Raw genomic sequence first — 20,430 nt, 5'->3', positions numbered from 1 at the left:
ATCCGCCACAGACAGGCAGTGTCTGCTCTGGCAGGAAAAATCCGCGCAATATGCTCGCCCCTTGCTCTGGAGTCCGCATGAAGCATCGCACCATCCGTATGTTTCTCTCTCAGTGCCTGCTGACATGCACAGTGCTCGTATGCCACGGGGTTCTTGGGCCACAGCACGCTGCTGCACAGGATGGCGGTCCGCCTCCGGGCGACCGCATTGTGCTCTCTGATGGCAACGAGGTCGTTGGCCAGATCCTCAAGGAGAACGAGGAAACCGTCTGGGTTGATCTTGGGATCACCGTGCTTGATGTGCCACGATCGCAGATCAGCAGGATCGAGCGAGGCCGAACCGATGGCTTGGAGCAGGTAAAAAAGGATGAACTGTTTTCGTCAGCTATCAATCTCCCTGAGCGAGCACCGTTGGAACTTGCCAAGGAGTTGGGCAGCGCAGTCATCATGGTGTCAACGCCTTCCGGACTTGGATCAGGTTTCATTATCCATCCCTCCGGGTACGCAATCACAAATGCTCACGTTGTGCAGGGCGAGACAAAGATCAAGTGCACGGTATATGAACAAACTGCTCTTGAGTTTCGACGCACTATTATCGAGAACGTCGAACTAATCGCGGTCAATCATCATGTGGACCTTGCGCTCATAAAAATGACACGCGACGACAATGAACCGTTTGATACTGTCTACATTCAGGCTGAGGAAAAGCTTGATGCTGGACAGAGCGTGTTCGTCATTGGATCGCCGCTTGGCCTTGAGCGCACACTCTCTCGTGGCGTGATTGCAACGACACAGCGCAACTTTGAAGGCTTAACCTACATCCAGACAACTGCGGAGATTAACCCCGGCAACTCCGGCGGCCCGCTCTTCAACGACAAGGGCGAGGTCATTGGCGTTGCAAACATGAAGATTCCGCTTGGCGAGGGACTTGGATTTGCCATTCCAGCCCGGTACCTGCGTGATTTCCTTCGAAACCGTGATGCGTTTGCATATGACAAGGAAAATCCAAACTCCGGATACACGTACAACGAACCCCCCTCGCGATCGAAGTTTGGAACGCCGCCGATGCTTGATGATGCCACCGGCGAGGGAGTCCGGTAGTTACAGTTTCGTTTTCACAAGACACACTGAGCACAGCTATACCTGATGATTTGATTCGGTAACTGTGCAGGAGACCGCCATGATCCGCGATTTCAACACAACATGCCTGGCAACCGCATGTGGTCTTGCTGCATTTGCAGGCATGACCGCAAGCGTTCTCGCTGATCCAACCATTCAGGACATCGCGCCTGCGGATGCTGCCTTTGTGGTCAGCATTCCCAACCTCAGCGCCTTGCACGAATCGTTTTCCGATGGTTCACTCGGCGACATGATGAAAGAACCAGCTGTTGAAAAGTTTGTCAGGGTGCTTACAGAAACAATCGTTGCTGAAATAGAGCAGTCCATGGCCGAGTCAGATCTTGGGTTCGGTGCCGATGATCTTGCGTTGCCGACAGGCGCGGTGGGTTTCTCGCTGACATTCCATCCCGAGTATTACAGCACACCTCTCTTCCTGATGATGGCTGACTTTGGTGAAAACCAGGACACAATCTCGGAAGTCATTGAAGCTGCAATTGACAAGCGTGTTGACAGTGGTGTTGAAATGTCAGAGGACGATTACCACGGCGTCACCATCATGCATCTGACAGAGCACCCACCGGAGCCAACCGCCGAAGAACTCCAATGGTGGGACCAGATGGGGCAGGAGTATGTGCCGCCGGATCCAACAGAAGAGTTCTATGCGTGGAATGGATCCACACTGCTGTTTGCTACCGACGAGCAGCAGATGCTCAATGCACTCGATGCGTTTGATAACAAGGATGTTGATTCCGTCGGCTCAACTGACAAGTTTGCAGATGCGATGGCGCATCATCCTGATAATCCGCCGTTGTGGATGTATGTGAACCTTGCTCCAATCTTTGAAGAGTTCATGCCAGCACCCGATGACGAGATGTTCATGCCGTCGCCCATAAGCATGCTTGGCGGGCTTGGATTGCAGAGTGTGTCAACACTGAGCGTGTCGATGCAGCTTGATGATGGCACATCGATGATGACAAACACCTTCTATCTCGCGTCAGATGATCCACAGGGCATCTTTGATCTTGCTGGAAAGTCCGAGCAGGCCTTTGAACCACCGGCATTCGTTGGTGCAGATGCGGTCTCTGTGATGACCATTGCATACGACCTGCCCGGGCTTGCAGACATCGTGGAGAAGATCGCAACAGACTTTGCGACATCATTCTCACAGGATCAGCAGCAGGCCAACATGATGGTGCAGCAGATTATGGGCATCGTGCGCCCAGCATTTGAGTCGATGGGCGGCCAGATCATTTCAACGTCGTATGCAAAGCAGGACGCCGACCTCGGTGTTGTTGCCGCAAATCTGTTTGCGCTTCCGTCAGACGATGTCACTGTGATCCAGAATCTGCTGAATCTTGGCGCAGGGCAGGGCATGATGAGTGGTCGCGACTTTGAGGGTGGCATGATCTTTGATCTTGCTCCTCAAGCAGCTCTGATGGCAGCAGATATTGCCTTTGGAGTTGGCCACGGTTACTTCTTCATCGGTGAGCAGGAACAGGTGGAGAACGCGCTGCGCCGACTTGCAAACCCCGGCGCAGCAACACTGGCAGACGAGCCTGAGTTTCAGCGTGCTACCGCGTCGCTTTCTCCTCGCGCGATGGGATACTCATATCTGAATGGAAGTGCCCAACTCAATATGCTGACCCAGCTTGCAGAGACATCGCTGAACAACATGAATAATCCCATGTGGGGCGAGCCTGATGAAAGTACACAGCGCTGGATGGATGTTCTTGAGGCGGTTCCTCAGAAGGAACTGCTCGAGAAGTACTTCAGTGCAAGTGTCAGCGAGATGCAGCGCACTCGGGACGGCTTCATCATGAAGAGCTATATGCTGAGCAACTGAGATCCTGCTTCGATTTTCGGACGATCATTCCCACCGCGATCCCCAGTCCGGTGGGTTTTTCATGCGCACCACGCAGGCTGTAAGGTCTGCATCTCAGGTCCACGTTGTTATGCGCGAGCGTCCGCACGAAGTTACCGCGGATTTAAGCCGATCCTATCGATGCGGTGTTTCAGTGATTCTTACACCGCAGGAGGCTTGCAGATATGAGTGGCATCTCCCTCGGGACAGGATTGTTCTCTGGAATTGACTCGGGCAGCATCATTCAGCAGTTGCTCGCGATCGAAGCCAGACCAAGGGCACTCGCCCAGCAGCGCATCGTCCAGTTGCAGTTCCAGCAGTCGGCTGTGCTTGAGATCAACACGCGCATGAAAGCGCTGCAGGATGCCGCTTCCGCTTTCCGAAAAGAGGACATCTTCGACCTCAACAGCGCTCTCAGCTCCAAGGAAGAGATTCTGACGGCAACCGCAGGGACAAGTGCTGTACCCGGTTCGTACAAAGTACTGGTTGATCGCCTCGTCTCAACACATCAAATGCTCTCTCAGAAGGGGTTTGTTGACCGTGATACAACGGGCATCAACGCGGGAACATTCTCATTCGAGGATGCCAGAGCACGTCTTGATCGCGATGTGAACCTCTCCGAGTTGAACAATGGCCAGGGAATTTCCCGTGGCAAGATCATCATCAGCGATGGTACAAACTCTGAGACAATCGATCTTTCCAAAGCGGTAACGGTCAACGATGTCATCGACAAGATCAATAGCGCAGGACTCGACATCACCGCATCCGCGGATGGAACGAGTTTCAAACTGGAGCACGGCTCGGGTGGATCGATCACTGTCTCAAATGCTGCCGGATACACTACGGCAAACAGCCTTGGCATTGCAGGCACAGCAACCGGCTCACTTTCAGGAACAGCTGTCTATGGTGTGCATACGGATCTTGCGCTCTCCGCGTTGAACGACGGAAATGGCGTGTACTCAAAAGATGTCAAGGATGGGCACGATTTCGCCATTGAGATCGCTGGCGAACCAGCCGTCAAGATCTCGCTCGGCACACTCTACGATTCTGAAGGTGAGATCACAAGCGGGCCTGTCAAGACCATTGGCGCATTGATTCAGCGTATCAACGACACAATGGCTGAGGCCGATCTTTCAGATGTTGAAGCGCAGATCAACGCAGCCGGAACAGGCATAGAGATTGTCGATTCTGGCGGACGCGATATCACAATCACCGAAAACGACCTTACATCAGGCAACACAGCAGCAGATCTGGGTATTCTGACAAACGGTGCAGTCACTGGCGGCACAGTCACTGGCACACGCCTGCTTGCTGGGCTGAACTCAACACTTACGAGCAATCTAATTGGTGGCGGCGATCTCGGTGACGGCAGCATCGACTTTACCTTACGCAATGGATCCACTTTTAACGTCGCGCTGGATCTTGATGGTTCGGTCACCGACATCATCAACGCGATTGAAACTGCCTCGGCTGGCGATGTTTCTGTTGCGCTGAATGATCTCGGTACCGGACTGATCATCACGGATCACACCGGTGGTGGCGGAAATCTGATCATTACCGGCACGGGTGGAAATGACACTGCGGCAGCGCTGGGCATCTCAACCGGCCCCACTGGTGTCGCGGCTGACACAGTCACCGCAAAGAACCTGAATCACACATGGATCACGGCTGGCACAAAGCTGGCTGACCTGAATCAGGGACGCGGTATTGGTACTGGATCATTTCGGATCATCGACTCAACCGGCGCGAGCGCGGAAGTGAAAGTCACCGACGATACAAAGACTATCGGCGACCTGATCAATGTGATCAACACGCGAGGGCTTGAGGTCAAGGCGCGCATGAATGCGCAGGGCGATGGCATCGAACTCTACGAGGATAACATCGCGAGTGGCGGCGGGACAATCACCGTTGAGGAGATCGACGGTGCGATCGCAAAGAAACTGAACCTCCTCGGTGAAGCAGATGTTGCCGGTGGGCTCGGCACAATCAACGGCTCGTTCCAGGTTGATGTCGAGTTTGACCCGACCGACACACTTGATGATGTGATCAGCAAAATCAACGACGCGAATGTCGGCATAACAGCAAGCGTTATCAATGATGGGTCCAGCACATCGCCGTTCAAACTCAGTTTTTCGAGTAAAGCAACCGGCCAGACTGGCCGTTTCATTCTCGACACGGGCAGCTTCAACCTGAATCTGCAGACCATGGACAAGGGTGACAACGCGGTTGCGTTCATTGGCTCTGATGATCCAGCAAAGGCGGTGCTCGTCACCAGCACAACGAATCAGCTGGAGAACTCAATCCCCGGCGTGACGATCGATCTGAAACAGACTTCGAGCGATCCTGTGACCGTCACGGTGTCACAGAATCGCGAGGAGATGATCACGAAGGTAAACGAGTTTATTACCGCATTCAACGATGTCCTGGAACGTATGGACGAGTTGATGGACTACGACGAGGAAACGGAGCGACGCGGCGCTTTGCTTGGTGATTCGACTATGCTCCAGCTTCGGGCTGAGATGACCAGTCTGTTCCAGCGCAGCATTGACTCGGTCTCGGGCACATTCGACTCGTTCCTTGACGTTGGCATGAAGATCGGCGAGGGCGGCAAGGCTGTTCTGGATGAAGCCCGATTGCAGGCTGCAATGGATGAGGACATGGAATCTGTGAGAGCGTTGTTCTCTGACTACACATTCTCGCTCGACAATACGGAAGAAATCCTGCCTGGTGTGTTCGTGAGCAATCCGGATGCGGGCAAGAACTTCTCGTCCATTGGGCTTGCAGGTTTGTTCGAGGAGATGACCGTCAAGTACATCGATTCGATCGACGGTATCCTCACAAACAAAAACAAGGGATACGACACACAGATCGAGACGCAGAACAGTCGCATTGATAGCATGAACGCACGTCTCGAGATCCGTCGTGGAATTCTTGAGGCGCAGTTTCAGGCAATGGAGTCTGCCATTGCTCGGCTGCAGGGACAGCAGGGCGCACTGGCGCAACTTGGTTCGCTTGGATAACTGCAAACGGGCGTTGATATCGGATGAAGTTGGCCCTCTGGAGCGTCGATGAACGACCATATGTCACAAGCTACAGATCAGGGTGCCAATGCGTATCTGCGGACGCGCGTCATGACGGCGAGCCGGGAAGAACTCCGGCTGATGCTGCTGGAAGGCGCGATTCGGTTTGCGCGGAACGGGCGTGACGGTCTCGCAGAGAAGAACTATGAAAAGAGCTTTGATGGTATCTCCAAGTGCCGAGAGATTATCACAGAGCTGATTGCTTCAATGCGTCCCGAGCATGATCCGCTGCTGTGCGAGCGGGTCCGCGCGGTGTACACGTTCATGTTTAACGAGCTGATTGAAGCAAACCTGCAGAAGTCACCCGAGCGGGTTGATGCGGTTATTGAACTGCTTGAGTACGAGCGCGAGACATGGGTCATGCTGATGGACAAGCTCCGTGAAGAGCGTGGCGAGGAACCCGTCCATGCATCAGGCGCAGAAACAAGGCCCTCCAGAGAAGACCCGGCAGCGAAGCTCGGTGCGTATGGCCGCCCCACGGCTGGCTATGGGCAATCAGGCAGCGCGACGCGAGCACCGATCAGCTTTGAAGCCTGAGCGTGTATGCACATTGGACGAAAAACACCACTCAGTTATAGGTCCATGTATCGCTTCTCACGATCACACTCCAATCTCCCCGACCTCAATGTTGAAAAGAACCTCAACGAACCCCTCGGGTGGGGCGTTCGTACAATCGGTCCGAAGTTCCGATAGCCCAAGGATTTGGCAATCGGATCAGGGAAGGGTGGACAGCAATGAAGGGCGTGATTCTCGCTGGCGGGCTCGGCACCAGACTCCGGCCATTAACTCTCGTCACAAACAAGCACCTGCTGCCGGTCTATGACCGGCCGATGATCCACTATCCCATCGAGTGCCTTGTCAATGCCGGTATTGATGACATTCTTGTGGTCACTGGCGGCGATCACGCGGGGGACTTTCTCAAACTCCTGAAGAACGGCAAGGATCTTGGTGTCCATCATCTTGAGTACGCCTATCAGGAGGGTGAGGGCGGGATTGCAGATGCGTTAAAACTTGCCGAGGAGTTTGCAGACGGCGGAAAGATCTGCGTCATCCTTGGCGACAACATCGTGCAGCATTCGATCAAGCGTGCTGCGGGCGAGTTCTTCACACAACGCTCCGGCGCAAAGGTCCTCTTGAAAGAAGTGCCCGATCCTCAGCGGTTCGGGGTTGTTCGTTTCGAGGACGGCACGTCGAACTCACCGATCGTTGAAATCATCGAAAAACCAAAGGATCCGCCGAGCAACTGCGCTGTCATTGGCATCTACTTCTATGACTCGGATGTCTTTGAAATCTGCAAGACACTGAAACCCTCGGGCCGCGGCGAACTTGAGATCACTGATGTGAACAACGCGTATCTTCAGCGTGGCGATCTGACACACGACATCCTCGACGGATGGTGGACGGATGCGGGCACTTTCCCGAGTTTGTATCGTGCCGCAACGCTCGTGCAGGAAACCGGCGCGAATGGCCAACCCCGGCCCGAGTCAGCAAAGGAAACCCAGCGTGAGTTGTTCACGCCATCCAACGCATAATGACACAGGGAACGGATGCAGTTGATCACCAGCGCCATCTCAGCGCTGCTCGGACATACCGACCACTGGTCGACGTGCTTCGACTCGTTTCAGCGTTTGGTATTCTCATGTTCCATGAACCAGCAACACCAACACTGATGAGTCACGCTGGACATACCGGGTTGTTCTGCTTTTTGCTGCTGCTCCCCATTCTTGGACTGCGATACAACCGTGCCCAATCTGTTCGCGAGCACGTAAACGAACGTGCACAACGCCTCATGCTCCCGTGGTTTGTCTGGAGCGCAGTGTATTTCGCTGCGATGGGACTTCGTTCGCTGCAAGCGCACGAAACACTTCTGCCAGATATTGGGTCTATCGAGTTCTGGTTTGCTGGACCATCGCTGCATCTGTGGTTTCTGCCGTTTGCATTTGTGAGTCTCTCACTGCTGATCATCAGCGGCGTGCCGAAGTTGATCAGTCGTCACACGATCTCGTTCGCAGCGTTCTCGTTTGCTACAGGCCTCGTTATGCTTGCTCTGCATGCGCAATATATAGGTAGTGTAAACTCTCTCCCAAAGCCACTCCCCCAGTGGCTGCTCGCACTGCCATCAATACCGCTCGGCGTCGGGCTTGCAATCCTGCTGAAATCACCGAATCCAAGAAGCACAAAGCCACTGTTGTGGCTCGGCGCGGTGAGCTGCGCCATGCTGGTGCTTGCACTTGCGTTTGATGGTCTGGCTTCGTGGTACTACCTCTGTGCTTTCGTCGTCACGACACTTGCTTATGTTGTGACTTCAGAGAAGATCCCATTCCTTCGCAAAGTGTGCACTCCGGCATTTGGTGTATATCTGGCTGGGCCATTGTTTGCAGCCGCAGTACACATCGCCTTACCGGATATCCACTGGCTGATCACAGTCACATTGACATTCATCGGCGCGTACGCGGCCAGCCTGCTCATCGCACAAACACGTTTCAGGTTTCTCGTCAGTTGATTTTGCATATACCCGTCTGCGTACCATGCACGTGTGGACCATTTCATGACAAAGACACCACAGACATTCACCGGCTCCATCGCGGAAGCGTTTGACAAGGCAAAGCAGTTGCTTGAGCCGATCTTTGTTCCTGCGCCCGTGTATACAGATGATCGCGGCTGGTCACTGATGAACCAGTTTCTCGGCGTGATGTCGCCGGAGGGCCAGGTGAACTACTCGGTGCAGTATCCCGGCGTCATCAAGGCATGGCATCGTCACGCCAAGCAGACCGACTTCTGGATGTGCCTGAGCGGGCACATCAAGGCTGGCGTGCATCGTGAGTCTGACAATGCAACGTGGTCGATCGTGATCGGAGAGAAACGTCCGGGCACGCTTGTCATCCCTCCGCCGCTGTGGCACGGCGCAGCAACAGTTGGGCATGTCCCCGCAGGATTGTTGTACTACGTCACACACGCGTTTGACCTGGCAAACCCGGATGAAGAACGCCGATCCTTCGACATTCCCATAGAGTTTTCGTGGACCGTGCAGCATCGATGAGCAGTTCAAACGCACAACATGGTGTTACACGGATCGCATCCGGTCCGGGCTCACGCCCGTGGCTCGTGCTCGGACACAGGGGCATGCTCGGTCGCGCGATGCTTGAGCGGTTGTCGACTGGGCAGATTGCGCACACCGGTGTCGATCGCGAAGACATTGATCTGACCGATGAGGACCACGTTCGCGATCTGATCGATGGCCGCTGGAGCGTTGTGGTCAACTGTGCGGCATGGACCGATGTCGATGGCGCAGAAGAGAACGAAGCAGCAGCAACACAGATCAACGGCTCAGGTGTCGGACATATCGCCCGCGCGTGCAATGCTACTGGCGCAGTGCTTGTGCATGTCAGCACAGATTACGTCTTTGATGGTGATGCTGCTGAGCCATATCCGGTCCATGCCCCGCGCCAACCGATCGGTGCGTACGGACGCTCAAAGCTTGCTGGCGAACTTGCGATCGAAAGCGAGCAGTGCTCGCACATCATCGCGCGTACGAGTTGGCTGTATGCTCCGTGGGGAAAGAACTTTGTTCGCACGATTGCTGATCTCGCGTCACAACGTCCCGAGTTGAAGGTCGTTGCTGATCAGACAGGCAGGCCAACGAGTGCGCAGCATCTTGCAGACTGCCTCACTCGTCTGGTCGAACTGGGCGCCACCGGCACGTACCACGTCACCGATGGCGGGCAATGCACATGGCATGAGTTCGCACGCGAGATTGTTCGGCTGACCGGCGCAGCATGTGATGTCCATCCCTGCACAACAGCGGAGTTTCCCCGACCAGCACAGCGTCCCGCCTGGAGTGTGCTGGATCTGACCGAAACCGAAAGACTACTCGGACCCATGGGCAGTTGGCAGCAGCATCTAGCCGATGTACTCAGAGAGATACATGCCAGCACAGACACGATCGCGCGAGGAACAACCGCATGAAACTGCTTCTCACCGGCGGGGCCGGATTCATTGGATCAAACTTCGTGCGATTCGCACTGGAGCACCACAACGATCTGCAGATCGTGAACCTCGACTGTCTCTCATACTCCGGGAATCTTGAGAACCTGACCGAGTTTGAGTCCCATCCACGCTATGAGTTTGTGCATGGCAACGTGTGTGATGGCGAACTGATGCGAACACTGTGCGCACGCTGCGATGCGGTTGTGCACATGGCAGCCGAGAGCCATGTCGACCGCTCGATCATGGATCCAAGGCCCTTTGTAGAGAGCAATACACTCGGTACGCAGACACTGCTGGAAGCCTGGCGCCAAACGCACGGCACCAACGGTCGATTTGTCTACGTCTCAACGGACGAGGTATACGGCTCACTCTCACTTGACGAGAAGAACGCGTTCACGGAACAGACGAACCTCAACCCGAGCGGTGCGTACTCAGCGAGCAAGGCCGCTGGTGATCTGTTTGTCGGCGCGTACGCACACACATTCGGGGTTGACGCGTGCATCACGAGATGCTCGAACAACTTCGGGCCGTACCAGTTTCCGGAGAAGGTCATCCCACTCTTTGTGACAAATCTCATTGAGGACAAGCAGGTACCGCTGTACGGCGATGGCAGGAATGTGCGAGACTGGATCCATGTCGACGACCATTGCGAGGCTGTTTTGGCGGTGTTGTTCAATGGGAAGAAGGGCGAGGCATACAACGTCGGCTCGAACAACGAACGATCCAATCTCGAACTGACACACTCCATACTCGAGATCATGGGCAAAGGGAAAGAAATGATCCGTCCCGTTGAGGATCGACTCGGCCACGATCGAAGATATGCGATTGATTCGTCCAAGATCAAGAACGAGTTAGGATGGAGCGCATCAAGATCCGCGTGGCCCCAGGCACTCGAGCAGACGGTGAAGTGGTACGTCGACAATCCCTTGTGGTGGCAGCGCGTCAAGTCAGGTGCTTATCGAGAGTATTACGCAAAGCAGTATGGAGCGCACGCGTGACTCTCTGCTCAAGTCTCATACGATGTACCGCTTCTGCACTCGATGCATGAAGGAACCCACCGTGGCCGCTCACCCGTCCAATCCAGACACACAAAGCACTGATGCAGCGTTGTGTCGCCAACTCGGCGAGTCGTGGTCAGCCAACCTGCCCGAACTCGCATGGGACAGCCGGTCATTCATCGAGACTGAAACTCGATCTGCTGATGCACAATCCTGGCATATTGTGCGTTCGCGCAGCAGGCAGGAGAAGCTGATCGCTGAGTTTTTGGAGAACAACTCGATCGGTTTCTACATGCCAATGATCCGTGTCGAGCGCAAGTACGCCCATCGGATGCGCGTCACCGATCAGCCATTGTTCAACGGATATGTGTTCCTGTTCGGCACACGCGATGACACGTTCAAACTGCTCGGCACAAAGCGCGCATCGCAAGTACTTCAAGTTCCGGACCAGGTCCGGTTCGCACGCGAGCTCTCACACATCCGGCAGGCGATTGATGCAGGACAGACGCTCGAGTTGTTCCCCGGTCTCAAACCGGGCACGCTCGTTCGCGTCACACGCGGGACACTCGAAGGGCTGACGGGAGTTGTCATCGATGAATCCAGACCGGGCTGGGTGCATCTGCAGGTGCATGTGCTCGGCCAGTCGGCATGTGTGGAGGTCTCTCCCGCATCACTCGAAGTGATCCCACCCGATCACCTGCCAGCGAGCGAGATGGAACTGAAGCAGGCACGTCCCGGCGGATTATCGAGCACATTGCCACGAAAAGCACAGACCGCATGATCCGACCCACGGATCATGCCGATCTGATGTCGGGCACAGCCCGGCGACAATCAGCCGAGCACGGGAGTGAGCAGCGATAACGCTGCGCGCCACACGGCCGAAGGCTGCGATGATGACTCATACATGAAAACGAAAATGCAATCTATATTGATTATTCGTGTTGTAACGACAAACGCACGGCAGCAAGGCTGAACTTGCGCATCCCTCTGGATCGGGCACCAGTTGGGAAGTTGCCTGTTCGATACACGCTCCGAGGTATTCGGAGTACGCCATGAACACATCACGTTCACGTTTATCAGATCGCACACATAGTTCTCCTGCACATATTGTGCAGCAAAGCCGTGCGTTTGTCCCTGCACTTCTGCTCGCGTGCGGATCTGTACTCGCACTGAACAGCACAGCTTCCGCCATTCCGGAAGAACCACTCTTCGAACCACCCGCTCTTACATCTCCTCCGCCTCCTGCATCTTTCTCATCTGCTGAAGAGCCCGCTGAATCTGATACTCTGGCACCCGAAAACACGCCTTCAGAAAGCACGCAGCCAAAGACCGGCGAGGAAGCCGTGCTCCGCATGCTGACTGATCGCGGCCCATTCACTCAGCGGGATGGAAGCGGGCGAATGTTGACAGATGATATCTCGCGTCGATTTGTTGATGGCAAACTCGTTGCACGCGGGTTTGGTGCGAGTTCCATGAGCGACTGGCAGTTTCAAATTGGAAACAGGGGTGAGCGCGGTCGCATGTCCGATCCTGGCTTGATCGAACATCCTCGAGGTTCCAGAACCGGTTCCATTGCTGATGCCCTGAAGAGACTTGATGATGCCGTCCTTGATCGTTCCATGCGCATCGCTGCTGTTGGTGACGATGAGGTCATGTCCGGCTCGCTGACCGGGCTTCCCTCGCGCGAGATACCGCTCTCCGCGCTCGATGCATATGACCCAACGTCTGTGGGCCAATCGCTTGATCGTGCCAGCAGAGGTATCGAGTTTGTTGCAACACAAGCATCGGGAGGCGGATCAGGTTCTGGGGGAAGTTCGTTCCACTTTGGTGGCGGCAGTTCGGCACCATCGAGCGGTGGCGGAAGCCGCGGTGCATCTGGTGGCGGGGGCGGTGGTTCAAGTGGTGGCGGAGGCGGCGGCGCTGCGCACAACAGTTCTGGTGGAAGTGCTGGCAGCACGACCGGCAATACTCAAACTCCAGATCCCACCAGCAACAATCCCGAGCAGGATCCCGGTACAGGAGTACCCCAGGAACCTCCGGCATCGCAGAACAATCAGGGCGCAACATCCTCTTCAGGAGGTAACACCAACTCATCACAATCTGGAGGTGTTGCATCAACATCCGGTTCACCAGTCGGACCGTTGCCAGCAAGTGGGTCTGGCAGCCAGAATCAAGGGACATCTGCGAGCAGCGGATCACAAGGAAGTTCAGGAAGCGCATCGGGGGTTGGCACTGTCTCGGGAGGTGGCTCAACAAATAGCGGCAGCGGCGGCGTTTCTACCACAAGTGGCGGAGCGCAAACAAACTCGCAGCCCGGTGCAGGCTCTTCCGGTGGAAACAGTTCGAGTAGCGGTGGTTCCGGTAGTTCGTCCGGTGGCGCCGGAGGTGGTGGCACACCATCAAGTAGTGGCGGTTCAGGTAGTTCATCTGGCTCTGGCACTGCATCCTCGGGAAGCGGAGGATCAGGCACAAGCGGTAGCACGGGTAACTTTGATCTCTTGAAAGCTGGCAGCGGCAGCTTCGGCTCGTTCCCAAAATCAACGATCATTGGCAACACATCCTCAAGCGGCTGGGATGCGAAAGCGATTGCTCGCTGGGATGTTGTACCATTTCAAACAATCAATGAGCCATTCCCGATCGGTATCGTCGCATTCCACATCAATGGGATCGACAAGGTCGAGTTTTATCTCGATGGCAGCACAGAACCTGTTGTCGCCAACGAGATGCAACTGAACCCGCGCACGAATGTGTGGGAGTACACCGTACTCATTGACCCGACGAATCCCGAAAGCAATCTCAGTGACGGACTGCACGAAATCAGGGCAATCGTGTATCCAAAGAACGCAGGAAAAACAAGAGTGCTCAGTGGGGAAGTTGAGCCGGGTGTTGATCTAAAAAATGGTAACCACTCTCTGTATTTTTCGACCAACGTTGGCAACCACCTTCAGACTCCCATCGCATACTGTTCGCCCAATGGTAGTGATACCAACGGCGATGGCACACAGGCAAAGCCATTCCGCCAGCCGATTCGTGCGCTGCAATACATGACACAGGAATCAGGAACATGTGATGGCGGAACAGTGTACTTGCAAGAGGGAACGTATACATGGGGGCCTGCACCATACCCTTATGCTGTCGCAGTAAACCGATGGCCTGTCATAACAGCAGCACCCGGGGCCGAGAAGAAAAACGTCATTATCAATAGCTCAGCATCTTCAATGCGTTTGCCCTTGATTGCCCTCCGTGGTATTAGTGTGTACGGCGAAAATATCTTCAGAGGTTCGGCAACAGACCTGCTGTGGGTTGACGACTGTACACTGACTGGGCCGGGCAAGTGCGAGCCCGGAACTGGCGGTGGAGGCACAGGTTTCTTCAGTGCAGCATGGTGGGCTGCAACACACTTTACCAACTGTGAGGTGCGAGCCAACAGGAACGGCATCAGGTCCGGCACACTCATCAGAAACTGTATCGTCAAGGACATTTCAGGCAGCCCCTTTGGCGATTCGACATTTGTCGTGAACTCAAAGACCGACGAGTATGATGGCAGCGGCTGTCCGCAGTTTCACGGCGATGTATTCCACTGGTTTTTCAACAGCGATGACTACGAAAACGTTATTGTGTACGGCGTGGAAGCGTACAACTTCGACAATCAGGGTCTCTTTGCCGAAGTCTTTGGAAATGGCTCACGCATGGACAATGTTGCCATTGTAAACTCTCATATTTCCAAGGATGCTGAATCTGCAGCCGGGTCCTGGTGGGAAGTGTCAACAAATCATCTGCTGTTCTGGCACTTATCTGTCCCCGATCAACCGTTCCGGTGGGCCCAAAGCAACAATAACACGACATTGCGCAACGTATCGATTGACGCAAGCGTTTTCATGGCAATGACAAATGAACCACTTGGCTCTAATGTCAATGTTGGGCATGTGCATTACACCAATCAGAACTACTACGGTGGCAAGTACCCAGGCAACGACGTTTCATTTGGCGATCCGCGATTCGAGAATCCAGCATCGGGTGATTATCGTTTGAAATCAAACTCGCCATTGCTCCACAGAATTACAAACAATCTTCGTGTAAATAGCAATCTTCAGAAAAAGAAGCGGCAGATCCCGGCAAGCATCGGTCCGTTTGAATCGTCATCGATTGCAGTGCTCGGCAACTGATCGGCACTCCGTACAAACATACATGCGGCACTTTCTCGCGGTATCAAACACAAACGCAAAGACAGATCTGCATGATTGTGCTGCGCGGATTGCGGCTTATGTTGGCCTCAATCCGGTAACGCTGTCTTCAAGTTGCAGATGGACCCTGTGGTCAGACTCTCCAGATTTTTTTCAGTCAGCGTGCTTCCCGACAAGATCATTTGAGCCATCAGTAGCACAAGGATCTGTCGCAGTTCGTATCAAACCCGGCGAGCGCGGGCTCGGGCGAGTGTTCTTCGCAGAAACGAACAATGCTCGGCTTGTCGCTAGTCAACCTGCATGGCTGGCTGCGCTGTGCCAGTCAGAAGTTGATGTGCGATCGATGTATGAGGATCTCGTGCTTGGGTACCGCACTGGGTCGAGAAGCATTTTCACCTCGGTCCAGCGCCCCTCCGAATCTGACCTGCTTCTTCTTTGCCATGATGGCTCGCTTCAAACCGTCCCCGACCACATCAATGACATGATGACAAATAATATAGCCGAGCAGCTCAAATCATCTATCGATATGATCGATCCGTCAGTGACTGCAATTGAGTTGACCGGTGGTGTCGACAGCAGATTGAATCTTGCAGTTTGTGCTGCAGCAAACAAGCTGCCAAAGCACGCACTCACTATCGGCGATGCAGATAATCACGACGTCCTGACTGCTGCAGATCTGTGCAAGCAGTTTGGAATAAATCACATCACGATTCATCCTGCTGATATACCAGATCCAACACCTGAAGATATTGAAAGATTTGTCACTGAAAGTGGTTATGCGTCAAATACAGTAAACTACGGGTGGCTGCCGCCTGTCTACCGCATGATCGAGCAACATCGAACGATGCAGATAACGGGAGCTGGCGGCGAGTATGCTGGCGGGTTTTACTCTACGCCATTCGACTTTCTCTGTGGACACCCTCGTATCCAACGCTCATGGGTTCGAACCCGAATGATGACGCAGATTGATACAACACAGATCATTCAGCCAGATATAAGAAACAGACTTGACAACGCAACCATGGATTCGTGTGTATCGCAGCTGCGGTCACTTGCAACATCATGGCGCGAAGCTGGGAATCGGTGGTACGGCGCGAATCGCCTTCGGCATTGGGGCGCGCCGGTGCTTTGGGCATCGGACTCGTGGTATTGCGTTCATGCTCCGCTGCTCTCACCAGCGTACCTTGCATGGTGCGATGCGGAGCGATCAGGAAGAAAAGGTCAGATTGAGTTGATTCGAACGCTGCACCCCGATGCACTGAATGTGCCGTTCGCAAACTCAAGTCCGGATGTGTCTCGGTTACGTAAAGCAGCTACATCGTACAGGAAGATTACTCGTCGGTTACGCAAGAAACATCACGGTAGACCAGCAGTGGAGAATCGTCTCGCGACTTTGCTCGCACAGGATTCATCCATCCACACCTTGCTTGACAATCTCAAGCACGCGCTTGGAGACGTATTCATCGCCGGCAGCGGAAAAGAGCTCGCAAGTACAACGAAACATACTCCAAGTGTCTTTGGCACGCTGCTTACGGCAGCCATAGCCCAGCGAGACTTGACGATGTTCGCTCAAATAGCCAACCGAGGCATCCCCAACCCATCCATTATCCCCGTAACTGCATGACAGCATCAGCACAACAACATCTTGCGCTATTCGGTGGCGGCTTTGACACCAGCAATCTCGGTGTTTCTGCGCTCACTGTTTCGGTTATCGAAGCGTTGCAGCAGCGATTGTACGGATACTGCACGACAGTATATGACCATACACATGGCATCAGGCATCTTGATGCGTTATCAATGGAGTCAAACCGCGTTGATGCATGCGGCGCACGCTGGTCAAAGGCATTCTACCGCAGCGATTCACTCTCCAACATCCGGTTCTGTGTCCGGCACGCACCGTGGCTGACAAGACCGGCGAAGCGAGTACGGCATGCTGTTGCAGTACTGGATATTTCAGGTGGAGACAGTTTCACTGACCTCTATGGAATCTGGCGATATGGTTATGTCATCGCACCCAAACTGATCGCGATTGAAAACAAACTCCCTCTGGTATTGCTCCCACAAACCTATGGCCCCTTTCAAGATCATGGTGCAAAGGCGCAGGCAGAACATATTGTCAAAAACGCAACCATCGCTATTGCTCGCGATGAGCGGTCGTACGATGTGCTCAAAGATCTGCTTGGCTCAGCCTTCGATCCTCACAGGCACTTGGTTGGTGTCGACGTTGCATTTCTATTGCAACCCAAGCCTCCAAAGACACCGCTGCCATCGCGCATTCACAACTGGCTGACATCTGATGCTGCCGAAAGAGCACAAAGTGTCGTTGGGTTTAATGTCAGCGGTCTGATTTATAATGATCCAGAGAGGGCAGCGTCGCGGTATAAGTTTGTTGCAAACTATGCGGACGCAGTGATGGCATTTCTCGCAAAGTTGATGTCACACTCGGAGTGCAACCTGCTCCTTGTGCCACACGTCATCACGCCACAGGGACACTTTGAATCCGACCCTCACGCCTGCGATCAGATAGAACAACAGCTTGTCGCCCAACTCGGCAGTGATGCTGCCAACCGAGTTGCTGTCGTCCCGCCCCACTATGACCAGAACGAGATGAAGTGGATCATCTCTCGGTGCGATTGGTTCTGTGGTACTCGAATGCACTCGACCATTGCGGGGCTCAGCACAGGTGTTTCAACGGCTGCTATTTCCTACAGCCCAAAGACACTTGGAGTGTTTGAAACGTGCGGTGTCGGTGCAGCAGTTGTAGATCCAACAACACTCGGCACGCCAGAACTGGTCGATGCACTGTGGAATGTCTGGCTTGAGCGTGAATCAAGTAAGCAATCGTTACATCAGCATCTCCCAAAGGTTATTGCAACAGCCAACGAACAAATGGATCTTGTTGCATCTGTATGCAGAGATGGTTCGGCACAATAGCCACACATTAACGCACACATGAGTTCGCGATCGAAGATTCTGAAGGGTGCTGCAGTGCTGTCCATCGGGCAGATCGGGGCACAGGCTGCATCCTTTGCACGCAATCTGATTGTCGCTCGCCTGCTGACAAAGGGTGACTACGGCATCGCTGCGACATTTGCACTCACCATGTCTGCAGCAGAGTTGATGAGTGACATGGCTGTTGATCGGTTGCTGGTCCAGGATCGGGACGGGAACGATCCGGATATGCAAGCCACAGCTCAGTTCATCCAGTTTGTACGCGGGTTGTGTAGCGGCATGGTGCTATTTGTCGTTGCAGGATTCATTGCACAACTCTTTCAACAGCCCCAGACAACGTGGGCGTATCGGTGGCTTGCACTTGTTCCGGTTATGCGTGGATTGATGCATCTCGATTTTCGACGAGTACAGCGGGAGATGCGATACTGGCCATCGGTTGTTACCGACACACTTCCACAGATACTCACAGCACTTGCTGCGTGGCCGATAGTGAAGATCACCGGAAGCTACGCGGCGATGATCTGGCTGATTCTTGGGCAGACCGCTTCCATGCTCGTGCTCAGCCATGTCCTTGCGAAGAGACGGTTCTCACTCGGATGGACAAGGCAATATGGCATGCGAGCAATCCGCTTTGGATGGCCGTTGATGCTCAATGGCATCCTGCTCTTTGCAGCATTGCAGGGGGACAAGGTTATCGTCGGAGCAAACTACAGCGAAGAAGAACTTGCGGATTACTACATTGCGTTCACTGTTGCATTGCTTCCATCACTTGTGTTAACGAAGGTACTCGGGTCAGCTCTACTCCCATGGCTGTCGCAGGCACAGTCTGATGTGACACTGCTTCGGTCGCGGAGCGCTCTTGCCATGCAGTCTGTGTCAGCAGTTTCCCTCGGCGTCACCTGCATTCTCGTGCTTGCCGGAAGTTCTCTTATCACCATCTGCTATGGCACAAAGTACGCGAACGCGGGGGTGTACACAGCAATCTTTGGAGCCATGACAGGCATCAGACTCATGCGGGGATCACCAACGCTTGTCGCACTGGCAACCGCAAAGACAATGATCCCTCTTTATACAAACATCGCACGATCGCTTGCCCTGATTCCAGTTGCATACTTTGCTCTCAAGCATGCGGACCTTCGCTGGCTTGCTTGGGCTGGGCTTGGTGGCGAAGCAGTTTCATTTTTATTGTGCAGTCTGCTTTGCTCGCATCAATGCAACGTTCCGCGAAGAACATTTCTCGCTCCTTTCGCACTTGTAACCGCCACTTGTCTGTGCGCATATGCAGCATCTCGAACTGTGCTTTCACAAAGCCTGTCTCACTCAGACCTGCTTACCATGCTTGTTCAGATCGCTGCTGTTACATTGGCGTCATTTGGATGTACACTGGCGTTCGCCGCACTGTTTCCGCAGATTCGCTCGCATCTCGGATCAGTTTATAGCTCTCTTCGTCATCGAATGCGAATAGGCCATACGGTATCTCGATCATGAGGTTTATTTCAAACGCCCAATCAACCCACCGCAGCACTCTTACTGATACGAAATCTGAGGAGTTGAAACTGTGCACATTCAGCCGCGTACTTACGACCATGGCGATGTGCAGTCGAACTCGCGCCAAAGCGATGCGGCTTGCGTACAGATTTGAGGCGGGGCAGTTCTTTTCGCAGACTGCTCGACAGATCATGATGCAATATACCGGTGTTAGTATCGAAGCATACAGCTACGGAGACTGCTTTGTGCCCGGTGCATTTCCAACCGGAAGCATGATTGGTCGGTACGTGTCCATCGCAGGAGGTGTGCGCGTTTTCAGCAGGAACCATCCAATGGATCGGCTGTCGATGCATCCCTTTTTCTACAACCGAAATCTGGGATTTGTTTCTCAGGACACAATCCAGTCAGGACATGTCAGAATTGATCACGATGCGTGGATCGGACACAACGTCATTCTCACACCCGGATGCACACGAATCGGCATTGGCTCAGTTGTTGGCGCAGGATCGGTTGTCACGCGTGATGTCCCTGACTTTGCCGTTGTAGCTGGAAATCCTGCGAAGTTACTTCGTTACCGATTTGATACGGGAGCACAGCGCGCCATTCTCCGCAGTGAATGGTGGACAAAGTCAATAGAAGAAGTGGCGTCTCACATGAAATGGATGACCGAATCGCTTCCCAGTCCGGTGTCACAACATCCACTGCTTTCGCACAATGATGTTACAGCAACAACTGCAGAGTATCGCCGAGCATGAAACTTCC

15 protein-coding genes are annotated in these 20,430 nt (G+C 54.0%); all 15 read left to right on the top strand.

Annotated elements, in window-relative coordinates; translation table 11 throughout:
* Positions 1 to 77: 77 nt before the first annotated feature.
* The 15 genes from H6815_11275 (at position 78) to H6815_11205 (ending at position 20,423) form a co-directional block, all read left to right on the top strand.
* Entirely contained in the window at positions 78 to 1,100 is a 1,023-nt protein-coding gene (locus H6815_11275; GenBank protein ID MCB9861018.1) for a trypsin-like peptidase domain-containing protein, read from the top strand.
* Between the two features lie 79 nt (positions 1,101 to 1,179).
* Positions 1,180 to 2,961 carry a hypothetical protein gene (locus tag H6815_11270; protein MCB9861017.1) on the top strand — a complete coding sequence of 594 codons (1,782 nt, stop codon included), beginning with the start codon at positions 1,180 to 1,182 and terminating at the stop codon, positions 2,959 to 2,961.
* Positions 2,962 to 3,164: 203 nt separating this feature from the next.
* Positions 3,165 to 5,999 (top strand): flagellar filament capping protein FliD, encoded by a 2,835-nt coding sequence (gene fliD / locus H6815_11265; protein MCB9861016.1) that lies wholly within the window; start codon positions 3,165 to 3,167, stop codon positions 5,997 to 5,999.
* Between the two features lie 48 nt (positions 6,000 to 6,047).
* Complete coding sequence (fliS, locus tag H6815_11260; GenBank protein MCB9861015.1) at positions 6,048 to 6,596, top strand: flagellar export chaperone FliS; 549 nt, start codon at positions 6,048 to 6,050, stop codon at positions 6,594 to 6,596.
* A 197-nt stretch (positions 6,597 to 6,793) separates the two neighbouring features.
* Complete coding sequence (locus H6815_11255; protein MCB9861014.1) at positions 6,794 to 7,591, top strand: NTP transferase domain-containing protein; 798 nt, start codon at positions 6,794 to 6,796, stop codon at positions 7,589 to 7,591.
* Entirely contained in the window at positions 7,591 to 8,562 is a 972-nt protein-coding gene (locus H6815_11250; protein ID MCB9861013.1) for a hypothetical protein, read from the top strand. The genes H6815_11255 and H6815_11250 overlap by 1 nt, the downstream gene beginning before the upstream one ends.
* Before the next feature lie 45 nt (positions 8,563 to 8,607).
* Entirely contained in the window at positions 8,608 to 9,099 is a 492-nt protein-coding gene (locus H6815_11245) for a dTDP-4-dehydrorhamnose 3,5-epimerase family protein (GenBank protein MCB9861012.1), read from the top strand.
* Positions 9,096 to 10,025, top strand: a complete 930-nt coding sequence (gene rfbD / locus H6815_11240) for a dTDP-4-dehydrorhamnose reductase (protein ID MCB9861011.1) — start codon at positions 9,096 to 9,098, stop codon at positions 10,023 to 10,025. The genes H6815_11245 and rfbD overlap by 4 nt, the downstream gene beginning before the upstream one ends.
* The gene (rfbB, locus tag H6815_11235) at positions 10,022 to 11,044 is read left to right on the top strand and encodes a dTDP-glucose 4,6-dehydratase (protein ID MCB9861010.1); all 1,023 of its coding nucleotides are present in this window, start codon (positions 10,022 to 10,024) and stop codon (positions 11,042 to 11,044) included. Before rfbD ends, rfbB begins: the two co-directional genes overlap by 4 nt.
* 46 nt (positions 11,045 to 11,090) lie before the next feature.
* On the top strand, positions 11,091 to 11,825 hold the full coding sequence (locus H6815_11230; GenBank protein MCB9861009.1) for a hypothetical protein: 735 nt from the start codon (positions 11,091 to 11,093) through the stop codon (positions 11,823 to 11,825).
* Between the two features lie 271 nt (positions 11,826 to 12,096).
* Positions 12,097 to 15,210, top strand: a complete 3,114-nt coding sequence (locus tag H6815_11225; GenBank protein MCB9861008.1) for a hypothetical protein — start codon at positions 12,097 to 12,099, stop codon at positions 15,208 to 15,210.
* Positions 15,211 to 15,232: 22 nt separating this feature from the next.
* Positions 15,233 to 16,852, top strand: coding sequence for a hypothetical protein (locus tag H6815_11220; protein MCB9861007.1), 1,620 nt, complete (start codon positions 15,233 to 15,235; stop codon positions 16,850 to 16,852).
* Complete coding sequence (locus H6815_11215; GenBank protein MCB9861006.1) at positions 16,849 to 18,162, top strand: polysaccharide pyruvyl transferase family protein; 1,314 nt, start codon at positions 16,849 to 16,851, stop codon at positions 18,160 to 18,162. The genes H6815_11220 and H6815_11215 overlap by 4 nt, the downstream gene beginning before the upstream one ends.
* A gap of 18 nt (positions 18,163 to 18,180) precedes the next feature.
* Positions 18,181 to 19,668 (top strand): oligosaccharide flippase family protein, encoded by a 1,488-nt coding sequence (locus tag H6815_11210; protein ID MCB9861005.1) that lies wholly within the window; start codon positions 18,181 to 18,183, stop codon positions 19,666 to 19,668.
* A 104-nt stretch (positions 19,669 to 19,772) separates the two neighbouring features.
* Positions 19,773 to 20,423, top strand: a complete 651-nt coding sequence (locus H6815_11205; protein MCB9861004.1) for a CatB-related O-acetyltransferase — start codon at positions 19,773 to 19,775, stop codon at positions 20,421 to 20,423.
* Positions 20,424 to 20,430 lie beyond the last annotated feature (7 nt).

This window comes from Phycisphaeraceae bacterium (genome assembly GCA_020639155.1).
Classification (GTDB): domain Bacteria; phylum Planctomycetota; class Phycisphaerae; order Phycisphaerales; family UBA1924; genus JACKHF01.
The sequence above is the reverse complement of the archived record's forward strand: the minus strand, read 5'-3'. Positions and strand labels throughout refer to the sequence as shown.